Genomic DNA, 22017 nt, shown 5'->3' on the forward strand with positions numbered 1-22017 from the left:
TAAACCGGTTGTGTGTGTCCGTACGCGACGGGCGGCGCGGGCCGTCCGTGGAGCAGACCGCCGAAGGATCCGCGGCGCGGCGGCCGGCGCTCACCGGGCGACCCGCCGGGCCGCTGCCGCCGGACTGATCGGCACGACGGTCCAGTACTTCGGGTTCTTCAGTTACGCATTGGCGTCCGCGCTCGTTTTCCCATCGGTTTTCTTCCCGGCGACGTCAGGTGCCTGGGCGAGGCTGATCTCGTTCTCGTCGATCGGGGTGGCTTTCGTCGTGCGCCCCGTGGGGGCGGTCCTGTTTGGCCACTTCGGCGACCGGTACGGGCGAAGATCCGTCCTGGTCGGCTCCCTGTCGACGATGGGTGCCGCGACCTTCGCGATCGGCCTCCTGCCGGGCTTCGGGGCCATCGGCGTCCTGGCTCCCGTGCTGCTCACCGCCCTGCGCGTGGTGCAGGGGGCGGCGCTCGGCGGCGAGGGCATGGGCGCCACCGTGCTGGTCGTCGAGCACGCGCCGCCGGAGCGCCGCGGGCTGTACGCCGCGTTTCCCGGAATGGGCGCCTCGCTCGGCACCCTGCTGGCGAACGGGCTGTTCCTTGCGCTTTCCGGCTGGCTGACCGACGAGCAGTTCACTTCCTGGGGATGGCGGGTTCCCTTCCTCACGAGCATCGCACTGGTGGCCATCGGATTGTTCGTCCGGGTGTCGGTCCCCGAGACGCCGGCTTTCCTGGCATTCGCCGATCGCGATGCGGTACCGAGGAAACCGATAGTGGAGGTTATGCGGAGGCAGCCGCGCACGCTCGCACTGGCTGCGGCGGCGGTGATCGTCGGAAATGTGCTGTACTTCGTGACGCAGACCTTCTCACTGTCCTATGCCACCACCGTGCTGAACGTTCCGCGGACGACCATGCTGAATGTGACGCTCGTCTCGGTGGCCGTTCAGGCCGTGACCGGATTCGTCGCTTCCGTGTTCTCCGACCGACTGGGCAGACGTCGATTGTGCATATCCGGTGCAATTCTCTGTGCACTGTGGTCAGTGCCGCTGATCCGGCTGCTCGAAACCGGTCGGCCGACACTGATCGCCGTCGGTTTCTCCGCGGCGATGCTCGTCTACGCGGTATTCAGCGGCCCGCTGAGCGCCTATCTGGCCGGGGTCTTCGAAACCGGGTACCGGTTCACGGCCGTCGCGCTGACGTTCAACGCGGGCGTCATGGTGGGCGGAGCCCTCGCGCCGATAGTGGCCGACCGTCTGATCGCGCTCACCGGTTCGCTGTGGTCGGTCTCCTGGCTGGTCCTCGCCTCCGCGGCCGTCAGCCTGACCGCGCTGTACCACCTCCGGGAGATCCGCCCGGGGCTTCTCCACGACGAACCGCCCGGCGGTGAGCGGGCCGACGGGTGACCGTTCGCCGCGGGAAACCGGCCACCGCGGGATCCGGCGGCCGGCAGGTGGGGACCGGCCTGGCCTGCGGACGTCACACACGGCGGCGCGGGCCGTCATGAAGGGGGCCGGGTACGGGTGCGGCACTCTGCTGCCGTCCTTCTCCCCGTGGGGCCTCGCCGCCCGGGGCGCCAGCACTGTCCGGGGCCTCGCCGTCCGCCGGTGCGGGCGCCCCGGCCTCCGCGGCCGGCGCGCGCAGCGTCGACAGCGCCAGCACGAGGCCGGCCGCCACCAGCGCGACGGCGATGGGTGGCAGCAGCCCTTCGTCCAGGGCGACGACGGCCCCGCCCACCACCCCTCCCAGGGCCGAGCCGACGTAGGCGGAGCTGCTGCTGACCGCCATCGCCTGGGCCGAGGCCTCCGAGCCGGAACGGGAGAGCATGAGGACCTGGATGCTGGGCGGAACCGCCCAAGCCGCCGCCGACCAGACCAGCAGCAGGCCCGCGACGAACACGGCGGGAACCGGCCGGACGAGCCAGAGCAGGCCGAGCGCGAGCATCGCGACGCAGAAGACGCCACAGGCGAGGGCGAAGGCGCGCAGAGGCTTGTAGCGGTCCGCCAGCCAGCCGGACAGACGTGTTCCCGCGATGCCCCCGACCCCGGCGCAGACCAGCAGGACGGCGAGGGTCCGCGGGCCGGCGCCCGCCAGGGCGGCCAGGTAGACGGAGATGTAGGTCTGGAAGGCCAGGTTCCCGGCCACCACCAGCACGGTGACGACGAGGATGGCCGCCACGGCGCCGCTCAGCAGCGGCCGCAGGAGGCTGGCGAGCGTTCCGCGTTGGTCCCCCCTCGGGGTCTCGACGGCCGGGAGGGCCAGCGCCACCCCCACGAGTGCGACGATGCCGACCAGTCCGCAGGACGTGAACGTCGCACGCCAACCGAACTCCGCCCCGATCCAGGTGCTGGCGGGCACCCCGACCAGGACGGCACCCGTCAGCCCGACCATGACGGTGGCCAGGTACCGGCCCGTCCGCTCGGCGGGAGCGAGTGCGCCGGCCAGGGCCAGCGCACTGGGGAGGACCACGGCCGCGGCCCCGGCGGCCAGCACCCGCAGGGCCATCAGCTGAGGGTAGGAACCCACCGCGAGGACGGCGAAGTTGACCACGGTGAAGAAGGCCAGCGCGCACATCAGCGCCACGCGGCGGGACACCCGCGTCAAGACGAGCGACCACGCCGGGGCGGCCAAGGCGTACACGAGGGAGTAGGCCGTCACCAGCTGACCGGCGGTCGGCTCGGCGACCTTGAGATCGCCCGCCATCTCCGGCAGCACCCCGACGATGATGAAGTCGTCGGTCTGGACGACGAATGCCGCCAACGTCAGCACGTAGAGCCACCAGGGCCTGCGGGTAGCAGAGGGGTTCACGCCGTTAGGGTAACAGTTGTTTCCCCCATGGCGTGAGAGTCTTCGGGCAGGAGGTGCCGCATGCCCAGACCCGTGAACCCCGACCGTCGGCGCGAAGTCGTCGACGCCGCCATCGACCAGTTGGCCGCGACCGGCATCGGCCACTTCTCGCTGCGCACCGTCGCCGAGGGGATGGGCCAGAGCACACGCGTCCTCACCCACCACTTCGCCGACAAGCAGGCACTGGTCACCGCGGTCCTGGAGCGCCTGGACGAACGACAGCACCAGGCCCTCCTGGCGACACCCGCGTGGCGCGACCCGGCCGTCCCGGTCAGCGTCATCGTCAAAGCGGCCTGGCAACGCACCCTCGGCCCGCAGGAACTGGCCATGACCCGGCTCATCCGCGAGATCGAGGGACTCGCCGCTGCGGGCCGGCTCGCCCTCCCCGGGCCGGGGTTCATCCGCGGCCGCGCCGAGTTCGTGGCCTCCTGCTTCACGCTCCGCGGCCTCTCCGAGGACGGCGCCCTGACCACCGCGACGCTCCTCAACAGCGCCTTCTCGAGCCTGCAGAACGACTACCTGATCACCGGAGACCACGGCCGGGCCGTAGCCGCACTCGACGAGCTGTGCGAATGGGTCGACGCCCGCGTACGGCGCTGCGGCCCGGGGGGATCTCCGCACGCCAGCGAGGACCGGCCGACGACGTCCGGTGGGACCAGGTAGGAACATCCCCCCGCCTCCCGCTCGGGCAGCCGCGGCAAGCGATCCGCGCACTTCGTCGCCGCGCCGATACGCGGCTGTCGGTAGTACGTCGGCTTCAGTGCTCCCGCAGGGCGGCGTTGACGACGGCAGGTTCCTGCCTTCGCCCGCCGCGGCCAGTGGCCTTACCCTGTGGCCGGCTGCCACGCAGCCGGATGCGAAGGATGGGTGGTCAACACTCTCCGGAGCAGCAGAGGAAGGCGAGTGCCACGCACCCAGAAGTCGGACCGGTACGGGGCGCGATCAGGTAGCTTGGTTGCTGGTTCGCCGAGGGGGTGAAATCCTCGCTCCTCGTGTTGGAAGATCCGAAGGGGTCGAGTTCCTTGCCTGGCATCGCCCCTGGTCGCTGCCGATGGTGGAGGGTTCGTCGGCCCGTCGGGTGGCCATCGCGGGGACGGTGCGGGGATGGAGCGGGGACGGTGCGGGGACGGAACCGCCTGATCCGAGGGTGGACCGGAGTAGAACGGTGTAGGCGGCCGTGAAGCCGTGACACCGTGTGACCTGCGGAAATGTGGACTTGCGTGGACGTGGGTGGAGCTGGGGCCGGTAGCTCAATTGCCAGAGCTGCGGACTTTTAATCCGTAGGTTCAGGGTTCGAGCCCCTGGCGGCCCACCGAGCCGAGGCCGGGTCAGGTGAACTCTGATCCGGCCTCTTTCCGTTCCCTCCTTCGGGTCCGCGTGGTGCGTCCCGCAGACCGGGGGCGCACTCGTACGGGTGCCCCGTCGGACGGTGCCGCCGACCCGGGCGCCGGCGTCGGCCGTGCGCCCAACTCCGCTGTCCGCAAGGGCGTTGTGGTGAGGTGTCCGCGCCGGCGGCGAGCCGCGCCGGTGGCCGGAACCCGTCGCCGGTGCGGGGGCGGCGCAGTGGCATGGGTCACGTCGGAATCGGGCGTTTTCGACTGTTCTGGCGGGGTGTTGCCCGTCGATCGGCGGGGTTGTCCGAGGGCCGGAGGTCGGTGACCGTGTCGGGCCTAAATATGATCGGAAGCCACGATCGTCGGATGGTGCCGAAGGTCGTATGTGCAACCTGGGAACGGTCCGGACCGTCTCTCTGTGTGCGGTGCGCCGGATCGTCAGGGGCGTCGCTTCCGTCGGTGAAAGGTACGCGCATGGCAGGTCAGTGGGGCGAGGGCCCGGCTCGGGGCGAGGACGTGCCCTCCGCGCTCTCGACCGAGGGCGCGGAGGGCAGTGGCGCCGTGCCGTCCCCGCGTTCCGGTGGCCGGGCGGAGGCCCGCCGCGCTGCCCAGGGCAAGGGCGGCCGGGGCGGTGGCGGCGGGAGGACGGAGGCGGCTTCGGCGGGCGGCGGCCGGGCGGCGGCGCGCAAGAGCGCCAAGCCGAAGAAGAACGTGAAGAAGATCGTCGCCTGGTCGGCGGCGGGCGTGCTGGTGCTGATAGCCGGTGCCGGCGGCGCGATCTACCTCAAGCTGAACGCCAACATCAAGTCCTTCGACGGCGACGCGATAGCCACCAACCGCCCGCCGGAGTCGAAGGCCGACGCGGACGGCAACAAGCCGGTCAACGTGCTGCTGATCGGCTCGGACAGCCGCGGCAAGAACAACGCCGACCTCGGCGGCGGCGAGGACGGCGGCGCGCGCTCGGACACCACGATCCTGCTGCACGTCTACGCCGACCACAAGCACGCCGTGGGCATCTCGATCCCGCGCAACACCAAGGTGGAGATGCCCTCCTGCAAGCTGCCCAACGGCAAGTGGACCAAGGGCGGCAACATCGACCTCTTCAACGCCGCGTTCTCGACGGGCGGCAGTGACGACGGCAACCCGGCCTGCACCCAGAACACGGTGGAGAAGATCACCGGCATCCGGGTCGACCACACGATGGTGGTCGACTTCAACGGCTTCGCCGCCATGACCTCGGCCGTCAACGGCGTGGACATCTGCCTGCCGCAGCCGATCTACGAGGGCGACATCAATCCCAAGCTGCCCAAGAAGGGCGCACTCGTCCTGCCGCAGGGCAAGCAGACGGTCTCCGGTCAGAAGGCGCTCGACTACGTGCGGTTGCGCCACGGCATCGGCGACGGCTCGGACATCGGCCGGATGAAGCGCCAGCAGGCCTTCCTGAGCTCGCTCGCCGGAAAGATCAAGAAGGAGGGGATGAACCCCACCACCCTCCTTCCGCTGGCCGACGCCGCCACCAAGTCACTGATCGTCGACCCCGGCCTGGACTCCGCCGACAAGCTGCTCTCCTTCGGTCTGTCGCTGAAGAACATCGACATGCACGATCTCAAGTTCGTGACGGCGCCCTGGCGCTACCGCACCCAGGACAAGGACCTCGACCTGGTCCAGCCGGATGCCAACAAGCTCTGGGAGACCCTCAAGGCCGACCAGACCATCGACGGCCAGAACGCCACCGGCCAGCAGCCGGACGCCCCGGCCGGCGGCACCGGCACGGCCCCGCAGCCGGCCGCGCCCACCACCCCGGCCGCGCCGGCCGGGGACGCCGCCAACTCCGCGATCAGGGTGGCGGTCTACAACGGAACGAGCGTCAACGGTCTGGCCGGCAAGGGGACCGAGCAGCTGAAGGCCGCCAAGTTCACCGCCAGCACGGCGGGCCAGGCGGCCAGCACCAAGTACAAGACCACCTCGATCGAGTACGGCTCCGGGCAGAAGGCGAACGCCGAGAAGGTCGCCGCGCTCTTCCCCGGTGCCAGCCTGGAGTCCAGCAGCGCGCGGGGCATCTCGGTGATCGTCGGCCAGGACTTCGCGGCCGCGACGGGTCTGGCGTCCGGCGCTCCCGCCGGCGGCGCCGCGCCCGGTGCGACCCCGGGCGTCCAGGCGCCCCCGCAGCCGCTGCCGACCAGCGTCACCAACGAAGCCCGTTCCGCGGACGACGACCTCTGCGCCAACACCAGCTACGGCAGCGGCGGCTGACCGCCGGCACCGGACAGCGCGGGGACGACCCCCGGGCCGGCGCCCTCCGGGGCGCGCGGGCCCGGGGGTCGTGCCATGGTGGGCCCGTAGCCCCTGGGCGGGGATCCCACCGGTCACCGTGAAAGGCGGACCCCATGCCCGAGATCGCCCTCCAGCTCGACATCGCCGCCCCCAGGGCCGTCGTGCTCGCCGCGCTCACCACCCACGACGGGCTGGCCGCCTGGTGGACCACCGGCGTGGACCGGGACGGCGACGTCCTGCTGTTCGACTTCCCCGACGTCCCGGAGCCGTTCCGGCTGCGGGTGGAGCGGGCCGACCAGGACCGGGTGGTGTGGACCAACGCCGGGGCCTTCCCGCCGCACTGGGCCGGCACCTGGATCAGCTGGGAGCTCGCCGACCGGCCGGCCGAGCCCGGCACGCCTGACCGGCCCGCAGAGCCCGGCACGCCCGATCAACCCGGCGCGCCCGGCCACCGGGCCGGGCCCGGGCGCACCCGGCTGCTGTTCCGGCACGGCGGCTGGCAGCCGGGCAGCGAGGAGGGCGTCCCGGCGGTGGCCGGCGCCTGGGCCGAACTGCTGGTCCGGCTCAAGGACTACGCGCAGAGCGGCAAGGTGCAGCCGTACTTCGTCACCGGGCACCGCCACGACGCCCCGTGAGCACGCCCCGAACGCGCCCGTGAGCACCCCGTGACGGACCCCGGGGGAACCCCGTGGCGGAGCGGGCCCGCGGGTCGCCCGCGAGGGCGCCGTCCGGTGGCGGGATCGCGGCGGCGGGCCGATGGTGGCGGTGTACCGCCGTCGCCCCGGCCGGGCCGAGCCCCCACGCGGCCCGACCGGCCGGACGGTCCGACCACCACAGCCGGCCACCACTGCCTCCGGGAGGCCCAGCAATGCCCGTAGTCACCGATCCGTACAAGCCCGGCACCCCGTGCTGGGTCGACCTGATGGCGAGCGACCAGCAGGCCGCGCTCGACTTCTACCGCGACCTGTTCGGCTGGCAGGGCGAGGTCGGCCCGGCCGAGTTCGGCGGCTACGCCGTGTGCACGCTCAACGGCCGGCCGGTCGCCGGGATCATGGCGCAGATGGCGCCCGAGGGGCAGCCGGAGCCGCCGGTCGCCTGGACCACCTACCTGGCCTCGGACGACGCCGACGCGGCCCGGACGTCCATCATCGACGCCGGCGGCACGGTCCTGTACGACCCGATGGACGTCGGCACGGTCGGCCGGATGCTGGTCGCCGCCGATCCGACCGGGGCGGTGTTCGGCGTCTGGCAGGCGATGGACTTCATCGGCGCGGGCGTGGTCAACGAGCCCGGCGCGGTGGTCTGGAACGAGCTCAACACCGCCGACACCGGCACGGCCGGCCGCTTCTACCAGCCGGCCCTCGGCCTGCGTCCGGCCGCCATCCAGGGCGGCTACGTCTCGCTGAACGTCGGCGAGCGCACCGTGGGCGGCATGCAGGAGATCCCCGGCTACCTGGCGCCGGGCACGCCCTCGCACTGGATGACGTACTTCTCGGTGGACAGCACCGACTCCACGGTGGACGCCCTGGTCAAGGCCGGCGGCTCGGTGATCCAGCCGGCCTTCGACATGCAGTCCGGCCGGATGGCGGTGGTTCGGGACCCGCAGGGCGCGCTCTTCGCGGTCGTCGAGGCGCCCGAGGCGCAGATGCCCGACTCGCCGTAGCGCCGTCCCGTACGGCCGGGCAACCGGAAGCCGCCCTTCCCGCGACGCGCCGCCGGGAAATGGGCGGCTTCCCCCCGTTCCCGGGTAAGACTGCACCCATGCTGGGGCTACCGGACGACATCCGTGCTTTCCTCTTCGACCTCGACGGGGTGCTCACCCAGACCGCGAAGGTGCACGCCGCGGCCTGGAAGGACACCTTCGACGCCTTCCTGCGCGCCGAAGCCGCCCGCACCGGCGGGCAGTTCGTCCCCTTCGACGCCGTCACCGACTACGACACCCACGTGGACGGCCGCCCGCGCCTGGACGGCACCCGCGCCTTCCTGCTCAGCCGGGGCATCGAACTGCCCGAGGGCACCCCGGACGATCCGCCCAACTCCCGTACCGTGCAAGGGATCAGCCGGGCCAAGAACGACACCGTGCTACGGCTGATCCGGGAGCAGGGCGTCCAGCCGTACCAGGGCTCGGTCGACTACGTGCACCGGCTGCGCGCGGCCGGGCTGCCCAGCGCGGTGGTCTCCTCCAGCGCCAACTGCCGCGACGTGCTGCGGGCGGCCGGCATCGAGGAGCTGTTCGAGGTGATCGTGGACGGCAACGTCGCCAAGGCCGAGGGCCTGCCCGGCAAGCCCGCCCCCGACACCTACCTGTACGCCGCCCGCGCCCTCGGCGTCGAACCCGCCCACGCCGCGGTCTTCGAGGACGCGCTCGCCGGGGTCGCCTCGGGCCGGGCCGGCGGCTTCGGCGCGGTGGTCGGGGTGGACCGCACCGGCCAGGCCGCCGAACTGCGCAGGGACGGCGCCACCGTGGTCGTCCGGGACCTCTCCGAACTCCTGGGGGAGGAGCGGGCATGAGTCCGGCCGACACCTTCGCGATCGACCCCTGGCAGATCACCGAGCAGGGCCTGGACCTGGCCTCGATGGCCCGCGCCGAATCCGTCTTCGCGCTCTCCAACGGGCACATCGGCCTGCGCGCCAACCTGGACGAGGGCGAGCCGCACGGCCTGCCCGGCACCTACCTCAACGGCGTCTTCGAGCTGCGCCCGCTGCCGTACGGCGAGGGCGGCTACGGCTACCCGGAGTCCAGCCAGAGCGTCATCAACGTGACCAACGGCAAGATCATCCGGCTGCTGGTGGACGACGAGCCCTTCGACCTGCGCTACGGCGAACTCATCAGCCACAAACGCTGGCTGGACTTCCGCGAGGGCCTGCTCCACCGCGAGGCCGAGTGGACCTCCCCGGCCGGGCGGACGATCAGGGTGCGCTCCTCCCGGCTGGTCTCGCTCACCCAGCGCGCCATCGCCGCCGTCGAGTACAGCGTCGAGGCGGTGGACGGCCCGGTGCGGATCGTGCTCCAGTCCGAGCTGGTCGCCAACGAGCAGCTGCCCGGCGGCCCCGAGGGCGACCCGCGGGCCGCCGCCGTGCTGGAGGCGCCGCTACAGCCCGAGGCGCACCACGCCGGCGCCACCAAGGCCGTCCTGGTGCACCGCACCCGCTACAGCGGCATCCGGGTCGCGGCCGGGATGGACCACGTCATCGAGGGCCCGGAGAAGTCCGACACCGTCGCCGAGTCCGAGGCCGACCACTGCCGGATCAGCGTCACCACCGTGCTCAAGCCCGGGCAGCGGCTGCGGCTGACCAAGTTCATCGCCTACGGCTGGTCCGGCACCCGCTCGCTGCCCGCCGTCCGGGACCAGGTGGAGGCCGCGCTGACCGCCGCCCGGTACACCGGCTGGGACGGCTTGGTCGCCGAACAGGCCGACTTCCTCAAGGAGTTCTGGGAGACCAGCGACATCGCGATCGAGGGCGACGTCGAGCTCCAGCAGGCCGTCCGGTTCGGCGTCTTCCACGTCCTCCAGGCCGGTGCCCGCAGCGAGGAACGGGCCATCCCCGCCAAGGGGCTGACCGGCCCCGGCTACGACGGGCACAGCTTCTGGGACACCGAGACCTTCGTCCTGCCGGTGCTCACCTACTGCCTGCCCAACGCCGTCAACCAGGCCCTGCGCTGGCGGCACACCACCCTCCCGCTGGCCCGCGAGCGGGCGGTCCAGCTCGGCCTGGCCGGCGCGGTGTTCCCGTGGCGGACGATCCGCGGCGAGGAGTGCTCCGGGTACTGGCCGGCCGGCACCGCCGCCTTCCACATCGGCGCCGACATCGCCGTCGCCGTCGCCCGCTACGTCCGGGCCACCGGGGACGAGGAGTTCGAGCGCGAGTACGGGCTCGAACTGCTCGTCGAGACGGCCCGGATGTGGCGCTCGCTGGGCCACCACGACGTGGCGGGGAAGTTCCGCATCGAGGGCGTCACCGGCCCCGACGAGTACAGCGCCGTCGCGGACAACAACGTCTTCACCAACCTGATGGCGCAGAGCAACCTGCGCGCCGCTGCCGAGGCCGCCGTCCGCCACCCGCACGAGGCCTCGCTGCTCGGCGTGGACACCGAGGAGACCGCCGCCTGGCGCGACGCGGCCGCCGCGATGTACATCCCGTACGACGAGGGCCTCGGCGTCCACCCGCAGGCCGACGACTTCACCCACCACCAGGTCTGGGACTTCGAGCACACCCCGCCGGAGAAGTACCCGCTGCTGCTGCACTACCCGTACTTCGACCTGTACCGCAAGCAGGTGGTCAAGCAGGCCGACCTGGTGCTCGCCATGCAGGTCCGCGGCGACGCCTTCACCGACGAGCAGAAGGCCCGCAACTTCGCCTACTACGAGCGGCTGACCGTCCGGGACTCCTCGCTCTCCGCCTGTACCCAGGCGGTCATCGCCGCCGAGGTCGGCCAGCTCGACCTCGCGTACGACTACACCGCCGAAGCGGCCCTGATGGACCTGCACGACCTGGGCGGCAACACCCGCGACGGCCTGCACATGGCCTCGCTCGCCGGAGCCTGCATCGCCCTGGTGGCGGGCTTCGGCGGGCTGCGCGACCACAGCGACTCGCTCTCGTTCCGGCCCCGGCTGCCGTCCGGGCTGATGCGGCTGAGCTTCTCGCTGCTGGTGCGCGGGCAGCTGCTCGGCGTGGACATCAGCCACGGGGGGACGACGTACACGCTGCGCCGCGGCGAGGTCGTCCACCTGCGGCACGACGGCGAGGCGGTGCAGGTCAAGGCCGGCTCACCGGTCACCCTGCCGACCACCCTGCCGCCCGCCCAGGAGCGGGTCGCCCAGCCGCCGGGCCGCGAACCCGCCCGCCGCCAGCCCCAGGCGGGACTGGTGGCGGGCAAGCTCGGCCAGCAGGACCACCTGGCGGCGGAGTAGCCCGCCGGGCAAGGGCCCGCTCCGCAGCCGGGGCGGGCCCTTCTCGCGCCCGCACGCCCGTCGCGTTCTCACGCCCGTCGCGCGCTCGCCCGCCCGCCGCCGGGCTCACCCGTCCGGCCCACCCCGGCTGCGCCGCCCCCGGCCCCGGCGCAGGGTGCAGGTGTCCCGTGCCGACCGAAGGAGCGCAGCCGTGGCGAGCGTGGCCGAACAGATGGTGGAGGTGCTCCGGCAGGCCGGGGTCGAGCGGGTCTACGGCGTCGTCGGCGACAGCCTCAACCCCGTCGTGGACGCGATCCGCCGCTCCGAGGGCATCGGCTGGGTGCACGTGCGCAACGAGGAGGCCGGCGCCTTCGCGGCCGCCGCCGAGGCCGAGCTCTCCGGCCGGCTCGCGGTCTGCGCCGGCTCCTGCGGCCCCGGCAACACCCACCTGATCCAGGGCCTCTACGACGCCCAGCGCAGCGGCCTGCCGGTGCTCGCGCTCGCCTCGCACATCCCGTCCGGGCAGATCGGCACCGGATTCTTCCAGGAGACCCACCCCGAGCGGGTGTTCACCGACTGCAGCAACTGGTGCGAGATGCTCTCCACCCCCGGCCAGCTGCCCCGGCTGCTGCGGGTCGCCATCCAGCACGCGCTCGGCTCGCACGGCGTCTCGGTGCTCGCCTTCCCCGGGGACGTCGCGGCCCTCTCCGCCGTCGCGCCCACCGGCACCAGCCACTTCCTCACCGAGCAGGCCGTGGCCGCGCCGCCCTGGTCCCAGGTGCAGGAGCTGGCCGGGTTGCTCAACGCGGCCCGCAAGGTGGTCCTGTTCTGCGGCGCCGGGGTGCGCGACGCGCACGCCGAGGTGATGGCGGCCGCGCAGGCCCTGAACGCGCCGGTCGGCCACTCCCTGCGCGGCAAGGAGTGGATCCAGTTCGACAACCCGTATCGGACCTATGTGCGTACGTTACCGCGTCCTCGGGTCGCTGTGCCTAGCGGGTGGCCCGGCCGCCCAGTGGGGGACGTAGCGACGGCCGGGCCGGTCTGGGGTTAGCCGATGGTGTTCCCGGGCTCATCCAGCCACGGGCGGTGTTCACCGGCCACGGTCACGGTCATGCCGAATCGAGTGAGGTCCGGCTTGCCGTTGCGTACCCACCAGGCGTGCGCCGCAGTCACCTCGTCCCACAGGTTGCGGGGCCCTGACTGCGAGACGGCGTGCTTGCCGTCCCAGTCGGCAAGGCGGCAGTGGGCGTACGACTCCCCGTCCCAGACTTCGGCACGGCCGGTGCCGAACCGGTCGTAACCCGCCCACACGTCCTGGCGGAACAGGTCCGGCATCCGCAGGCCGATGGCGAAGGCGGCGTGCGTCTGCTCCGCCACCTCGGCGGGGTCGATGCCGGAGGCTCCGTGCCGCACGTCCTCGATGTCGAACGCGCCGCTGTCCGGTCGCTGGTCGCGCACCCACATGAACGACACGTCCTCGACGAACGGGCCGCTCGCCGACTGCCCGTCCTCGGCCACGGTGAGCCGCAGCAGACCCCCGTTGCAGAACGGCGTGCCGTACGGAACCAGGATGACGCCGCCGGGTTCCACCTGCTCGACGGCCGCAGACGGCACCCGCTGGACGGCAGCAGTGAAGTGGGCCCGCTGGAACGGTGCGCCCTCGGGGTGGCCGAGCGTGCCGTCACCGGCGAGGACGGTGGGCCGCAGGTCGGCGGCGTACAGCCGGTATCGGGCCTGGCTTGCAAGGTCCGGGTCCAGCTCGATGCTGGTCACGTTCTCCGCGCCGATCCGGCGGGCCAGCAGACCCGCCGTCCAGCCGGTACCGGTGCCCACCTCCAGGACCCGCATGCCCTCGGCCACGTCCAGGTGCCGGAGCATCTGCGCGACCACGGTGGGCATGGAACTGGACGACGACGGGGTGTCGGTCTTGTCGTAGACCTGCGTCACAAGGGCCAGGTTGGAGGTGACCAACTCGGCCCAGCGGTTCGGGTGTTCGGCGCGGTCGATCCATGCGCCGTCGTGGAAGATCTGGTCCGGGGTGAACAGGTCGCGCGGGGTGGTGCGGAACGTCTTCTCCCAGTCGGCCGACAACGCCCCGGACTGCCGGAGTGCGTCGGTCAGCTTGTCCCACGTCATGGTTTCCCCCTACGGCTTGGACGGCTTGGGCAGGTTGGTGGGCGGCGCATCCCGCTGGCCGTCGTGCGGCGCGGTGTCGGGCTTGCCGGAGTGCCCGCCGCCGCTACCACCACCGGCCTTGCCGGGGCCGTCCCCGCCCGATCCTCCACCGTGCTTTCCCATGTGCGTTCCCTCCTGTGGGTGAGTCCTGGTGAGACCCAAGGGGGCGGCTCCGTCCGCGAGTCGGGGCGGAGCCGTCCCCTCGGGGGTTTCAGCCGGCGGCCGGGGTCACCGGGGTGTCCGGCGGCATCGGGCCGGGCGGGCGCTCGGTCGGCGTGTTGCGCATACTGGTGTCTCCTCACAGCGAGGCGGTACCGGGTCGCCGTTTGGCGTCCGGGCCGTTCGGTGTTGCGGAACCCGCTCCGGTCGGCTGCCTGCCAGGGACGACGGCCGGGGCGGGGGTATGGGTGGGCCGGGGCGTCAGTGCCTCGGGTGGTTGGCTTCGCGGACCCGCGCCAGCAACTCGGCGCGCCGACGCCTGTCCTCGGCCGACAGGGGGACCCCGGCGTGTTCCTCGGGGGTGAGGACCGGCCGGGGCCCGGCGGGCCGCTTACGGGGCCATGGGTGGGTCCTCAGCCACTCGAACGGGTCCACGGGCTCAGCGTCCCCTGAGGGGTCCTGCGTGGCCGTCTGGCGGTCGTCCTGGTGGTCACTCATCCGGGACCACCACCGGGTTCGTGCACTCGCCGTCGTCGGCGTGCCTCTGCCGCCACCGAACCAGGTGCCGCGCAATGGTGGGATTCGTGTCAGCCGGGTACTGCGCGTCGACCCCATCGAAGTAGGCGCATTCAAGACAGGGGTTCTCCGGCGCACCTACCGCCAGGGTGGGGATCGTGGGCAGCGTCACGCGATCCCCCTGTCGGGGCAGGTGTCCGCACCGCAGGTGCACAGGGGCCAGTCCTTCGGGATGCCCCGCCCCATGGCCTTGGCGGCGTATGCCGGGTCGTAGTCGGCCAGCGCATCCCCGGCGGGGGCGCGCTTCCGCTGCTCCGCCCTGTATTCCTCGCGGGTCTTGATCTTGCGGGTGTTGGTGCTCACCGCCATGCGGGCCACTCCCTCGGCGTCGCTGGAACCGATGGGCAACACGCTAGGAAGTCAGACAAGTTGGGAGCCACAAAATTCTACGAGATTGCACGCCATCACCCGAGAGCACCAATGGCAGCAGTGATCAGCGCACGTGCCTTCAAGCCGTAGGCCGCCATGTCCGACAGCGTGGCGAAGGTGTCGGCATACATCGCCACCTCGCTGGGCTGCGTCAACGTCAGATGCCCAGACACAAGCTCGACGTTCACCTGAGCCATATCGAAGATCCAGAAGCCTTCGACTGGCATCCGTGTGCGGTGCAGCCGGGCGGGGACGATCCCGACGCTGACATTGGGAAGCGTGCTCACCGTGATCAGCCGTTCAAGCTGTTCGGCCTGGGTATCAGCGTTACCAAGTCCGTTGCGAAGTACGGACTCCTCAAGCAGGAACGCGAAACGCCGTTGCCCCTCGCGGAGCACGCGTTGCCGTTCCATCCGCACGGCCACGGCATCGGCCACATCGTCGACTGTTACGCGCCTCTGCTGGACGGCCCGCAACACGTCCTCGGTGTAGCCGTGTGTTTGGAGGAGTCCAGGTACGAGCCATGACGAGTAGGCCCGGAACCAATGGGTTCGTTCGAACAGGGGCAGAACGGCCTGCTGCGCCCTTCTCAGCCCTGCACGCTCCATGCGGCGCCATTCGACCCACATGCCTTCCACGGCCCGCAGGGAGGCAACCAGGTCCGCCGTCTCATCCTCCCTGCCGCACGCACTGCACCACACACGGAGATCATCGGCGGACGGGGAGGTCTTGCCGGTGGAGATCCGGGACACCTTGGACGGGTGCCAGCCGCACAGCACCGCCAGTTGCTTGCCGTCCAACCCGGCGTCCTTGCACATCTCCCGGAGGCGATCTGCAAGGACTTGCCGGGCGGCTTGGACGTGAGACGATCCAGAAACGGACATGGTGGGTCAGGCCAGCTTGTATTCCTCGTGCGGGGTAGCCCGCTCCCACACGGTCTCAAAGGCGGACTTGACCAGCTCCACGACGGCCGGTTCGGTGCGCCATTCCCGGTCCACTACTTCCCCGTCCCCGGAAAAGTAGGTAAACAGCACGGCCGACCCGTCGAACATCCACAGGTCCGTTCCCGGCAGCGCGATGTCCGCAGCTTTCCGCCGGGGCAACCAACGGACCTGCTCACCCGCTGCGACGTTGGCGAACGTGAGGTCATGCTCATACCGGATGTAGTCCGTCACAGGCTCCGAGACGATTCGGGCCCGCCTCATGACCACACCGCGTCGAGTTGTCTCGGCCACCAGCTCGGCCCAAGTAGCCCACCAATCAGGCAGGTTGGCCGCATCGTTGCTGTACCGATGGCCAGCGCGCCAGCGAGCGAACTCCGGATCATCCGGCGTGTAGCTGTCGCGCATCTCAAGGTGCACGGCGGAGCGCTGGGCCCCAGCCAGGCCCTCACGTACGGGGTACTTCACCGTTGACGCCCTCCGGTCGCGGGATGTACTCCAGCATCACGGCCGGGAGCCGAATGATCGTCTCGTGAGCCGGAACGTCGGTGCTGTGACCGGGGATTGACCCGATCTGCTGGCACGCCTTCACCTCGTCTTCCGTGGCCTTGTAGGACTGGATCAACAGATCCCCCGTGTCCTCGTCCAGCCAGATCGTCGGCGAGTCGTCAACGGGGGTGTTCGGAATGATCCCCAGGAAACGCAACCTCATGACCTCTCCCTGTGTCGAGTCGATTGCACTCAGTTGCACGACTATCGACCCGTCAGCCGATCAGCGCAAGAGGGCGTCATGGCAAACGACGAAAGCCCCCGTCCTGCCCAGCGAGGGCAGAACGGAGGCAAGGGCCTGCTCAGCGGTCCCGATAGGGCTTCCGGTGCCAGAGGCCCCGGGCGTCCTGCCAGAGTCCAGCCGTGGCCGGTGGCAGGCACCTGCGGGCGTCGTGCGGGCCGGTTCGGTGGGCGTCTCCCGCTCGGGTGCTGGCGAAGGTCTCGTGACAGGCCGGGCAGTGCTCGGCGCGCTGGCCGGACCACTCTCGGCCGCATGGCGGATGAACGAAGGGTGTTCGGATGGGCATCTCCAGTCTTGTTGCCACAGTGGGTACTTGGCGGCCCGTGGTCGGTCCGGTGGACCCGTTGGGCCCCGGCCGGCTGTCGGGCCGACCAAGGCCCCGGGTGGCGGCTCTGTGGGGCTTCCTGGGCTCGGCCGCCCTCACATGTGCGCGGGCGGGCGCGCAGGTGCACCCGCGCTGTGCACGCGCGGGTGAGCCGGGCAGCGAATCAGGCGCTTGGCCAGGTCACAGCGGGTGACACGCGGGCCCGGCCGGAACTCCCAGACCCGTAGAGAGGCCGATTCCTGCTATCGGCACCGATCCCTGAGAGAGGGGGAGGGGAGTCCTCCCCCACCCTGAGGTGCTACGCAACGTAACCAGGGTGCTCGGGTGGCTTGCGCAGCCGTGAGTACCGGCCGCCGGGCTTCCGACCGGCAGCAGCGGCCAGGCCACCGTCACGGCCCGACTTCACCCCGTGGTGGTAGCCGCACAGCGCTTGCAGGTTGCTCGGGCTGTGGTCGTCGCCGGGGACCACGTGGTCACAGTCGGACGCCACCTCGGGGCAGCGCTGGCCCGTGTCCGCCCGCATCCATTCGCACTGCCAGCCAGCGCGCTGCATGACGCTGCGGCGGAGAGTGGCCCAGTTGCGCGGCAGGCGTGCCCGCCGGTCGCTGCCTTCCCACGCCTGGCCCCCGGTCACCATCCTCGGGAGCCGAACGGGGCCGACGGAATGGCCAGCGGGTTGTGCTCCTCCGCCGGATCGGCGTCGGGGCTCAGTCGGCCGGGCAGACCGCCGGGATAGGTGGTCGAGTACTCCAGCCGGTCCGAGGCGATCCGGTCCAGCGCTCGCCGGTCGGTATCCCACGGGATTCCGCCGCGCGGGGCCATGATCCGCCACTGTCGCTCGTTCGCCCCCCACGGCTGGGCAAGGTCGCCGTCCATGATCTCAACTGCCGTTGCGTAGTTGCTGAGTTGATCCATGAGAGCGGTAAGCCGGGCGGTCGTAGCCAGCGCTTCGGTGCGGGTCTTCTCGACTTCCTCGCAGATGGCCTGTCGCCAGTCCGCGCGGACTGCGATGGCTGCGGCCTTCACCGCGTGGGCCGCTTCGGCTGCCAGTTCGTACAGCGGCATCTGCTGACGCTCGGCCTCGGCAAGCTTGTTCTCCAGCGGCCCCCGGTTCGTGGCCTTGGGGATCGGCTTGCCGTCGCGGAGCGCGTCCTTGGCGGCCCTGGCGTCCTTCTCATCCAGGCCTGCCAGCTCCATGCGAAGCGCGCCCACCAGGTCGTCCACGGCGTCCCGGCGCTCCCGAGTGCTCTCCAGCTCCGCGAGGGCGGCCCGCACGGAATCCGGGGTCACCAGGTCAACGTAATACGGGATGGCCCTCTCGGCATGGGTGCGGAGCATTTCAAGGCGCTTCGCGCGCTGCTGCTCCGACGTCAGATTCTCAGGCATGGGTGTTCTCCTCAGGCGTGGTGACGGAATGCGATGCGATGAATTCGCGGTTCTCGGCAATTAGCGCATCGGCGCCGCTGATCACGTCGGCTCGCTGTGCAACCTTTGCGGCAGCTATGTCGGCAGCATGCTTAGCGGCTTCATGCTCGGCGCGTGCCGCACTTTCGGCAGCTTCTCGGGCCTCGGCCTCGGCGGCTGCCTGCTGCTCGGCGATGTCGACCAACAGGCGCTCGATTGAATCCAGGACGGCGCCGTACACCTGCTGGGCCTCGGCCCGGGTCGGCGATACGCCCAATAGGAATTCATCGGCCGGCACGCGGATTCCGCCCCCGGTTTCCTTCGGGGAAACTTCCGCCGGGGACATTCCGTGCGCCACACCGCTAGCGGTGAGAACGAGCGGAATGGCGTACGGGATCGAGTGTCCGCCTGTCTTCTCGGCGTACGTGAGCACGGGGTCCGAAAGCCAGCCGATCACCGGCCGGAAAGCCAGCGAGGGGCGGCCCTCTGCCGAGAAGGTGAGGACGCTCGCCGTCGCCTCCATGGCGGGCAGGAAGTTGGCATTTCGGTACTCAGTCATTCACAGCCCTCCGCCGTGTCGTCGGTGTCGGCCGGGTCGCACCAGAAGTGCCAGCCGAATTGACCGTTTCCCTTCGAGCCCTCCGGGTTGAGCGCGCGAATGGACGGGTCCGAGATTTCGGGGATTCCACTAGTTTCGGTCATTGATATTCAGCTCCCCAGTCGGCGGGCCATGATGTTGGCCGCAAGCTTTATCGGGTCAATGTCCAGGTGGTGCGGCGGCTGGTCGACAGCTCCACCAGTCGGCAGAATGGACTTCGGCTGAGTGCGCAGGTTCGCGGGCATAGACCGAATTGCCTCCATGAGGCGATCGGCATCCGCCTTAATCTCAGCCTCAGTAGTTCCGCTCAGCCGGCCAGCCAGCGCCAGAGAAAGGCCGGACGACTTCGCCACCTTCTCGCGCATTGCGGTGATCTCCGGTGAGGTCACGTCCGGAGAATCGACCTTGGCGGGACGACCTTCCTCCGATTCATTCTCTGCCACAACCTTCGCCATGACCGAGCTCACAAATTCCCTGCGATCAAACATTTGGGTCCTTTGGTTTTCTGCATGCAAAAGCCCTGCGCTGCCGGAGATCGGCGGAGCAGGGCGGAATCAACGGCTATTCAGTTAGGGCCAGGGGAAGCCGAGGCGTCGGGGTGTCCCACCACCCCGGCACCTGTGGTTACTCGGAGCGGGTAACGCCCTCCCGTCCGCTCCCTGGCGTCAGAGTCAACCGGGGAGCCATAACGGCAGCAGCGGCAGCGGCCTTACGCAGCCGGTACGCCTTCTGGCTGTGGGCGTTCGAGCAGTACTTGCGGGCCCGGCCCATGCCGTCCCATCCGGCGCTGTTCTCGCAGCCTTCCAGGGCGCACATGGCGTCCCAGCGTGCTGCTTCGGCGTCCTCGTGTCGGGCCCTGGCTGTATGTGCCTCACACCACGCCCCGTGGCCGTTGGCGTAGTCGGAAGCGTCGCCGCAGGCATCACAGGGACGCCCCATGAGATCGGCGGTGGTCCGCTTCTCGGCCCGCTTGAGTGCCTGACGGCAGGCGTTCGAGCAGACGGCGCGCTGTCGGCCCGCCAGGGTCCTGCCACACCGGCCGCAGGCGATTCCGATGGTCAGCAGGAGCGGCCTCCCGAAGTGGTGTTGGGAAAGTAGCGTGGTGGTGATACAGGTTTCCCCAATACCCCTACAGAGCTATATGTGAGTACTCCTATAGATAGATACAGAAGTAGGTACAACACTTACCTTCTTTCCTAACGGGACCACCCTGCGGCCTACCTCCGCTGTCATGGGTATTTATGGGGAGTGGTTAAGGGATCGGGTCGCTCGCGCTGGCGGCCGACGCACGGCGCCTGTAGGACCCCCACAGCGCGTACCAAGCGGCAGCCGAGCAAGGACAGGCCCCAGCCTGCTCGCCGGCCTGGCGGGGTCCTACAAACCGCCCTGTGGCGGGCCTCACAGCGGCTGATCGGCTGTCACGGCCCTGCGGGCGGGCAGAGTGCCCCCGGCCGGGGTTGCGGCGGGGGATCCAGCCCTCACGCGGGTACCGCCCTGCAAGGCACGTAGGTTCGGCGCGTCCTGCGGGAGGCGTGACGAAGTGACGGAGTGAGGCACGGTTCGCATCGGCGCGTAAGAGTAAGGGCGGATTTCTTCTTAGGGTGGATGCCAGATACTCGTCACTTCGTCACTTCGTCACTTCCAGGACAGAAATGCGGCTTCTCTCGTCCTGCTTCTGTGCCGAGGACCGGGCATGCGAAAGCCCCGCCCGACCCACAGGGGCCGGACGGGGCTAGAGAGTGTTACGCGAGCTGTTCCTCTCGCTCAACGGCTGCAAGTGCCGCTGCTTCGGGGTCCGTGAACACCCCGATGTCGAACGACAGGCGGCGAGTCACGTCCCGGCTTCCTCGGGTCGTCTCTCCAACCTCTATTCGTACTCCGACCTGCCGGAGGAGGTCCCGCTTGCCTTCCGTGTCCTCGCTGCGCCACAGCTTCGCGTAGGTCTCGCCGGTGGCGATGACCTCCGTCCTCGGCGGGATGACAGGTGCAGCGGAAAGCCTGTCAAGCCTGTCGGACCGGGCCTGAAGCTGCCGTGCGACTGCCGCAGCGGCGGTGCCGCGCAATCCGACCAGTTGAGCCGACAGCTCCTCCACGTCTGCTGTCAGTTCCTCGATTTCGGCGTTGTGGTCCTGTCCGGGTATTGCAATGATCTGGAACACCTCCTTTTCTCCGAATGCTGTAAGGAACTGGTCCTCCGCGTAGCGATCCACGGCGTCGGCGATCACATATGCAGGCTTTCGGCATGACTTGCCGTGTGCCCTTGCCGCGCAGCGGTATTGGCGCTTTGGCTCTTTGCGGTTCGGGCCTGGCGAAAGCCAGCCTTGGTAAAGTCGTCCGCCGCAGACTCCGCAATGAAGAATTCCCAGGAGCGGGTGTGCGTCGGATCGCCTCTCCGGGGCCGTTCCGGCAGTCTCGTCGAGCTTGTTTTGCAGTCGGTTGAAAGCTTCGATCGGAATCAGGGCGTCGCCCCTGACCACGTATTCGCCATTCTCATCTCGCACGACCTTGCCATTGTGCGTGAACCGGCCGGTGAGATGCTGGTTCCTGAGATAGTCGGTGACCATTCCGGGGTTCCAGCGCGCATCGGGGTCGATTTCTCGCCCGGCAAGCCTGCGCCGGTGGTTTGCCGGAGTTACGGCCGGGTGATTCTTGTTCACCCAGTCGGATATCGCGTGGCGGCTCTTGTCGTTGAGTGCCATATCCACCATGTGGTCGCCGATTTCTGCGGTGTTCCACATTGGGTCATCCGATTCATCGTTGAGGCCAAGCCACCATCCCTCATCCTCGGTCGGGTGAGGAACCGGCCTCGCGTGGAAGGGGACCGGCCCGCCGGACCAGCGGCCGACCGAGCGCAGGAACTCGGATGCCCCGGTCGTGCGCTCCTTGATGGCCTCCGCCTCCATCTGGGCAGCGAAGGCGAGCACCATCATGATCAGCTCGGACATGGGGGAGCCGAAGTCCAGCTCAAGCCGGGCGCTCCCGGGCCCCTCGGCGAAGATGAGCCGCTTCTTGTGGTCCTTGGCCCACTGGCCAAGCTGGGCCATGTCCGCCATCTTGCGGACGGCCCGGTCCAGACGCCACCAGGCGATTACGTCGAACTCGTCGGGGCGACGCATCCACTCGCCCAGCTCCGGCCGCTCGTGCGGCGGGACCTTTGAGGCCGACACATCCATGTCGCGGGCCCACCCGACGACGTGTCCGCCAATGTCGGCGGCCACGCGCTCTACCGCTGCCTCCTGACGCTCAGGGGAAGTGCTGTTGTCCCGGTACCGGCTGAGTCGGGTAGCGCCGAGGACGCGCGGTCCCCTTTGTGCAGGTATCACTCTGTGCTCTTGCCTCTCTCGTACGT

At 70.1% G+C, this 22017-nt stretch carries 19 protein-coding genes, 1 tRNA gene and 1 pseudogene; 9 read left to right on the forward strand and 12 right to left on the reverse strand.

Features of this window, described 5'->3' with window-relative positions; translation table 11 throughout:
* Nucleotides 1-10 precede the first annotated feature (10 nt).
* Nucleotides 11-1390 carry an MFS transporter gene (locus ACZ7C5_RS03130; protein ID WP_470321880.1) on the forward strand — a complete coding sequence of 460 codons (1380 nt, stop codon included), beginning with the start codon at nt 11-13 and terminating at the stop codon, nt 1388-1390.
* Nucleotides 1391-1463: 73 nt separating this feature from the next.
* On the opposite strand, the gene ACZ7C5_RS03135 is transcribed toward ACZ7C5_RS03130, so the two are convergent.
* Nucleotides 1464-2792, reverse strand: a complete 1329-nt coding sequence (locus ACZ7C5_RS03135) for an MFS transporter (protein WP_470321844.1) — start codon at nt 2790-2792, stop codon at nt 1464-1466.
* 60 nt (nt 2793-2852) lie between these two features.
* On the opposite strand from ACZ7C5_RS03135, the gene ACZ7C5_RS03140 reads away from it, so the two are divergent.
* From ACZ7C5_RS03140 to ACZ7C5_RS03175, 8 genes and pseudogenes are all read left to right on the forward strand, one after another.
* Nucleotides 2853-3494, forward strand: a complete 642-nt coding sequence (locus tag ACZ7C5_RS03140) for a TetR/AcrR family transcriptional regulator (protein WP_470321845.1) — start codon at nt 2853-2855, stop codon at nt 3492-3494.
* Nucleotides 3495-4070: 576 nt separating this feature from the next.
* Nucleotides 4071-4143, forward strand: a tRNA-Lys gene (locus ACZ7C5_RS03145).
* A 496-nt stretch (nt 4144-4639) separates the two neighbouring features.
* Nucleotides 4640-6418 (forward strand): LCP family protein, encoded by a 1779-nt coding sequence (locus tag ACZ7C5_RS03150; protein WP_470321846.1) that lies wholly within the window; start codon nt 4640-4642, stop codon nt 6416-6418.
* 134 nt (nt 6419-6552) lie between these two features.
* Nucleotides 6553-7074 carry an SRPBCC family protein gene (locus ACZ7C5_RS03155; RefSeq protein WP_470321847.1) on the forward strand — a complete coding sequence of 174 codons (522 nt, stop codon included), beginning with the start codon at nt 6553-6555 and terminating at the stop codon, nt 7072-7074.
* A gap of 233 nt (nt 7075-7307) precedes the next feature.
* A complete protein-coding gene (locus ACZ7C5_RS03160; RefSeq protein WP_401088980.1) occupies nt 7308-8102 on the forward strand; it encodes a VOC family protein in 795 nt (264 codons plus the stop codon).
* Nucleotides 8103-8200: 98 nt separating this feature from the next.
* Nucleotides 8201-8950 carry an HAD family hydrolase gene (locus ACZ7C5_RS03165; RefSeq protein ID WP_401088978.1) on the forward strand — a complete coding sequence of 250 codons (750 nt, stop codon included), beginning with the start codon at nt 8201-8203 and terminating at the stop codon, nt 8948-8950.
* Nucleotides 8947-11352 (forward strand): glycoside hydrolase family 65 protein, encoded by a 2406-nt coding sequence (locus tag ACZ7C5_RS03170; protein WP_401088976.1) that lies wholly within the window; start codon nt 8947-8949, stop codon nt 11350-11352. Before ACZ7C5_RS03165 ends, ACZ7C5_RS03170 begins: the two co-directional genes overlap by 4 nt.
* Nucleotides 11353-11563: 211 nt before the next feature.
* A pseudogene (locus tag ACZ7C5_RS03175) lies at nt 11564-12277 on the forward strand (thiamine pyrophosphate-binding protein); the annotation flags it as partial.
* A gap of 101 nt (nt 12278-12378) precedes the next feature.
* On the opposite strand, the gene ACZ7C5_RS03180 reads toward ACZ7C5_RS03175, so the two are convergent.
* From ACZ7C5_RS03180 to ACZ7C5_RS03230, 11 genes are all read right to left on the reverse strand, one after another.
* The gene (locus tag ACZ7C5_RS03180) at nt 12379-13467 is read right to left on the reverse strand and encodes a protein-L-isoaspartate O-methyltransferase family protein (RefSeq protein ID WP_470321848.1); all 1089 of its coding nucleotides are present in this window, start codon (nt 13465-13467) and stop codon (nt 12379-12381) included.
* A 9-nt stretch (nt 13468-13476) separates the two neighbouring features.
* Nucleotides 13477-13629 carry a hypothetical protein gene (locus ACZ7C5_RS03185; RefSeq protein ID WP_355253943.1) on the reverse strand — a complete coding sequence of 51 codons (153 nt, stop codon included), beginning with the start codon at nt 13627-13629 and terminating at the stop codon, nt 13477-13479.
* 720 nt (nt 13630-14349) lie between these two features.
* Nucleotides 14350-14550 (reverse strand): hypothetical protein, encoded by a 201-nt coding sequence (locus ACZ7C5_RS03190; protein ID WP_400657190.1) that lies wholly within the window; start codon nt 14548-14550, stop codon nt 14350-14352.
* Nucleotides 14551-14645: 95 nt separating this feature from the next.
* A complete protein-coding gene (locus tag ACZ7C5_RS03195) occupies nt 14646-15494 on the reverse strand; it encodes a helix-turn-helix domain-containing protein (protein ID WP_400657187.1) in 849 nt (282 codons plus the stop codon).
* Between the two features lie 6 nt (nt 15495-15500).
* Nucleotides 15501-16019 (reverse strand): DUF6879 family protein, encoded by a 519-nt coding sequence (locus ACZ7C5_RS03200; RefSeq protein WP_400657185.1) that lies wholly within the window; start codon nt 16017-16019, stop codon nt 15501-15503.
* Nucleotides 16000-16263, reverse strand: coding sequence for a hypothetical protein (locus ACZ7C5_RS03205; protein ID WP_400657183.1), 264 nt, complete (start codon nt 16261-16263; stop codon nt 16000-16002). The genes ACZ7C5_RS03200 and ACZ7C5_RS03205 overlap by 20 nt, the downstream gene beginning before the upstream one ends.
* Before the next feature lie 139 nt (nt 16264-16402).
* On the reverse strand, nt 16403-16627 hold the full coding sequence (locus tag ACZ7C5_RS03210; protein ID WP_470321849.1) for an FDXHR family putative zinc-binding protein: 225 nt from the start codon (nt 16625-16627) through the stop codon (nt 16403-16405).
* Between the two features lie 669 nt (nt 16628-17296).
* On the reverse strand, nt 17297-18052 hold the full coding sequence (locus ACZ7C5_RS03215; protein WP_470321850.1) for a hypothetical protein: 756 nt from the start codon (nt 18050-18052) through the stop codon (nt 17297-17299).
* Entirely contained in the window at nt 18045-18629 is a 585-nt protein-coding gene (locus ACZ7C5_RS03220) for a hypothetical protein (protein WP_470321851.1), read from the reverse strand. The genes ACZ7C5_RS03215 and ACZ7C5_RS03220 overlap by 8 nt, the downstream gene beginning before the upstream one ends.
* A gap of 149 nt (nt 18630-18778) precedes the next feature.
* Nucleotides 18779-19156: a hypothetical protein gene (locus tag ACZ7C5_RS03225; protein WP_470321852.1), complete on the reverse strand. Its 378-nt coding sequence runs from the start codon at nt 19154-19156 to the stop codon at nt 18779-18781.
* A gap of 1254 nt (nt 19157-20410) precedes the next feature.
* Nucleotides 20411-21991, reverse strand: a complete 1581-nt coding sequence (locus tag ACZ7C5_RS03230) for a recombinase family protein (protein ID WP_400657175.1) — start codon at nt 21989-21991, stop codon at nt 20411-20413.
* Nucleotides 21992-22017 lie beyond the last annotated feature (26 nt).

Source organism: Kitasatospora sp. NPDC036993 (assembly GCF_055607525.1).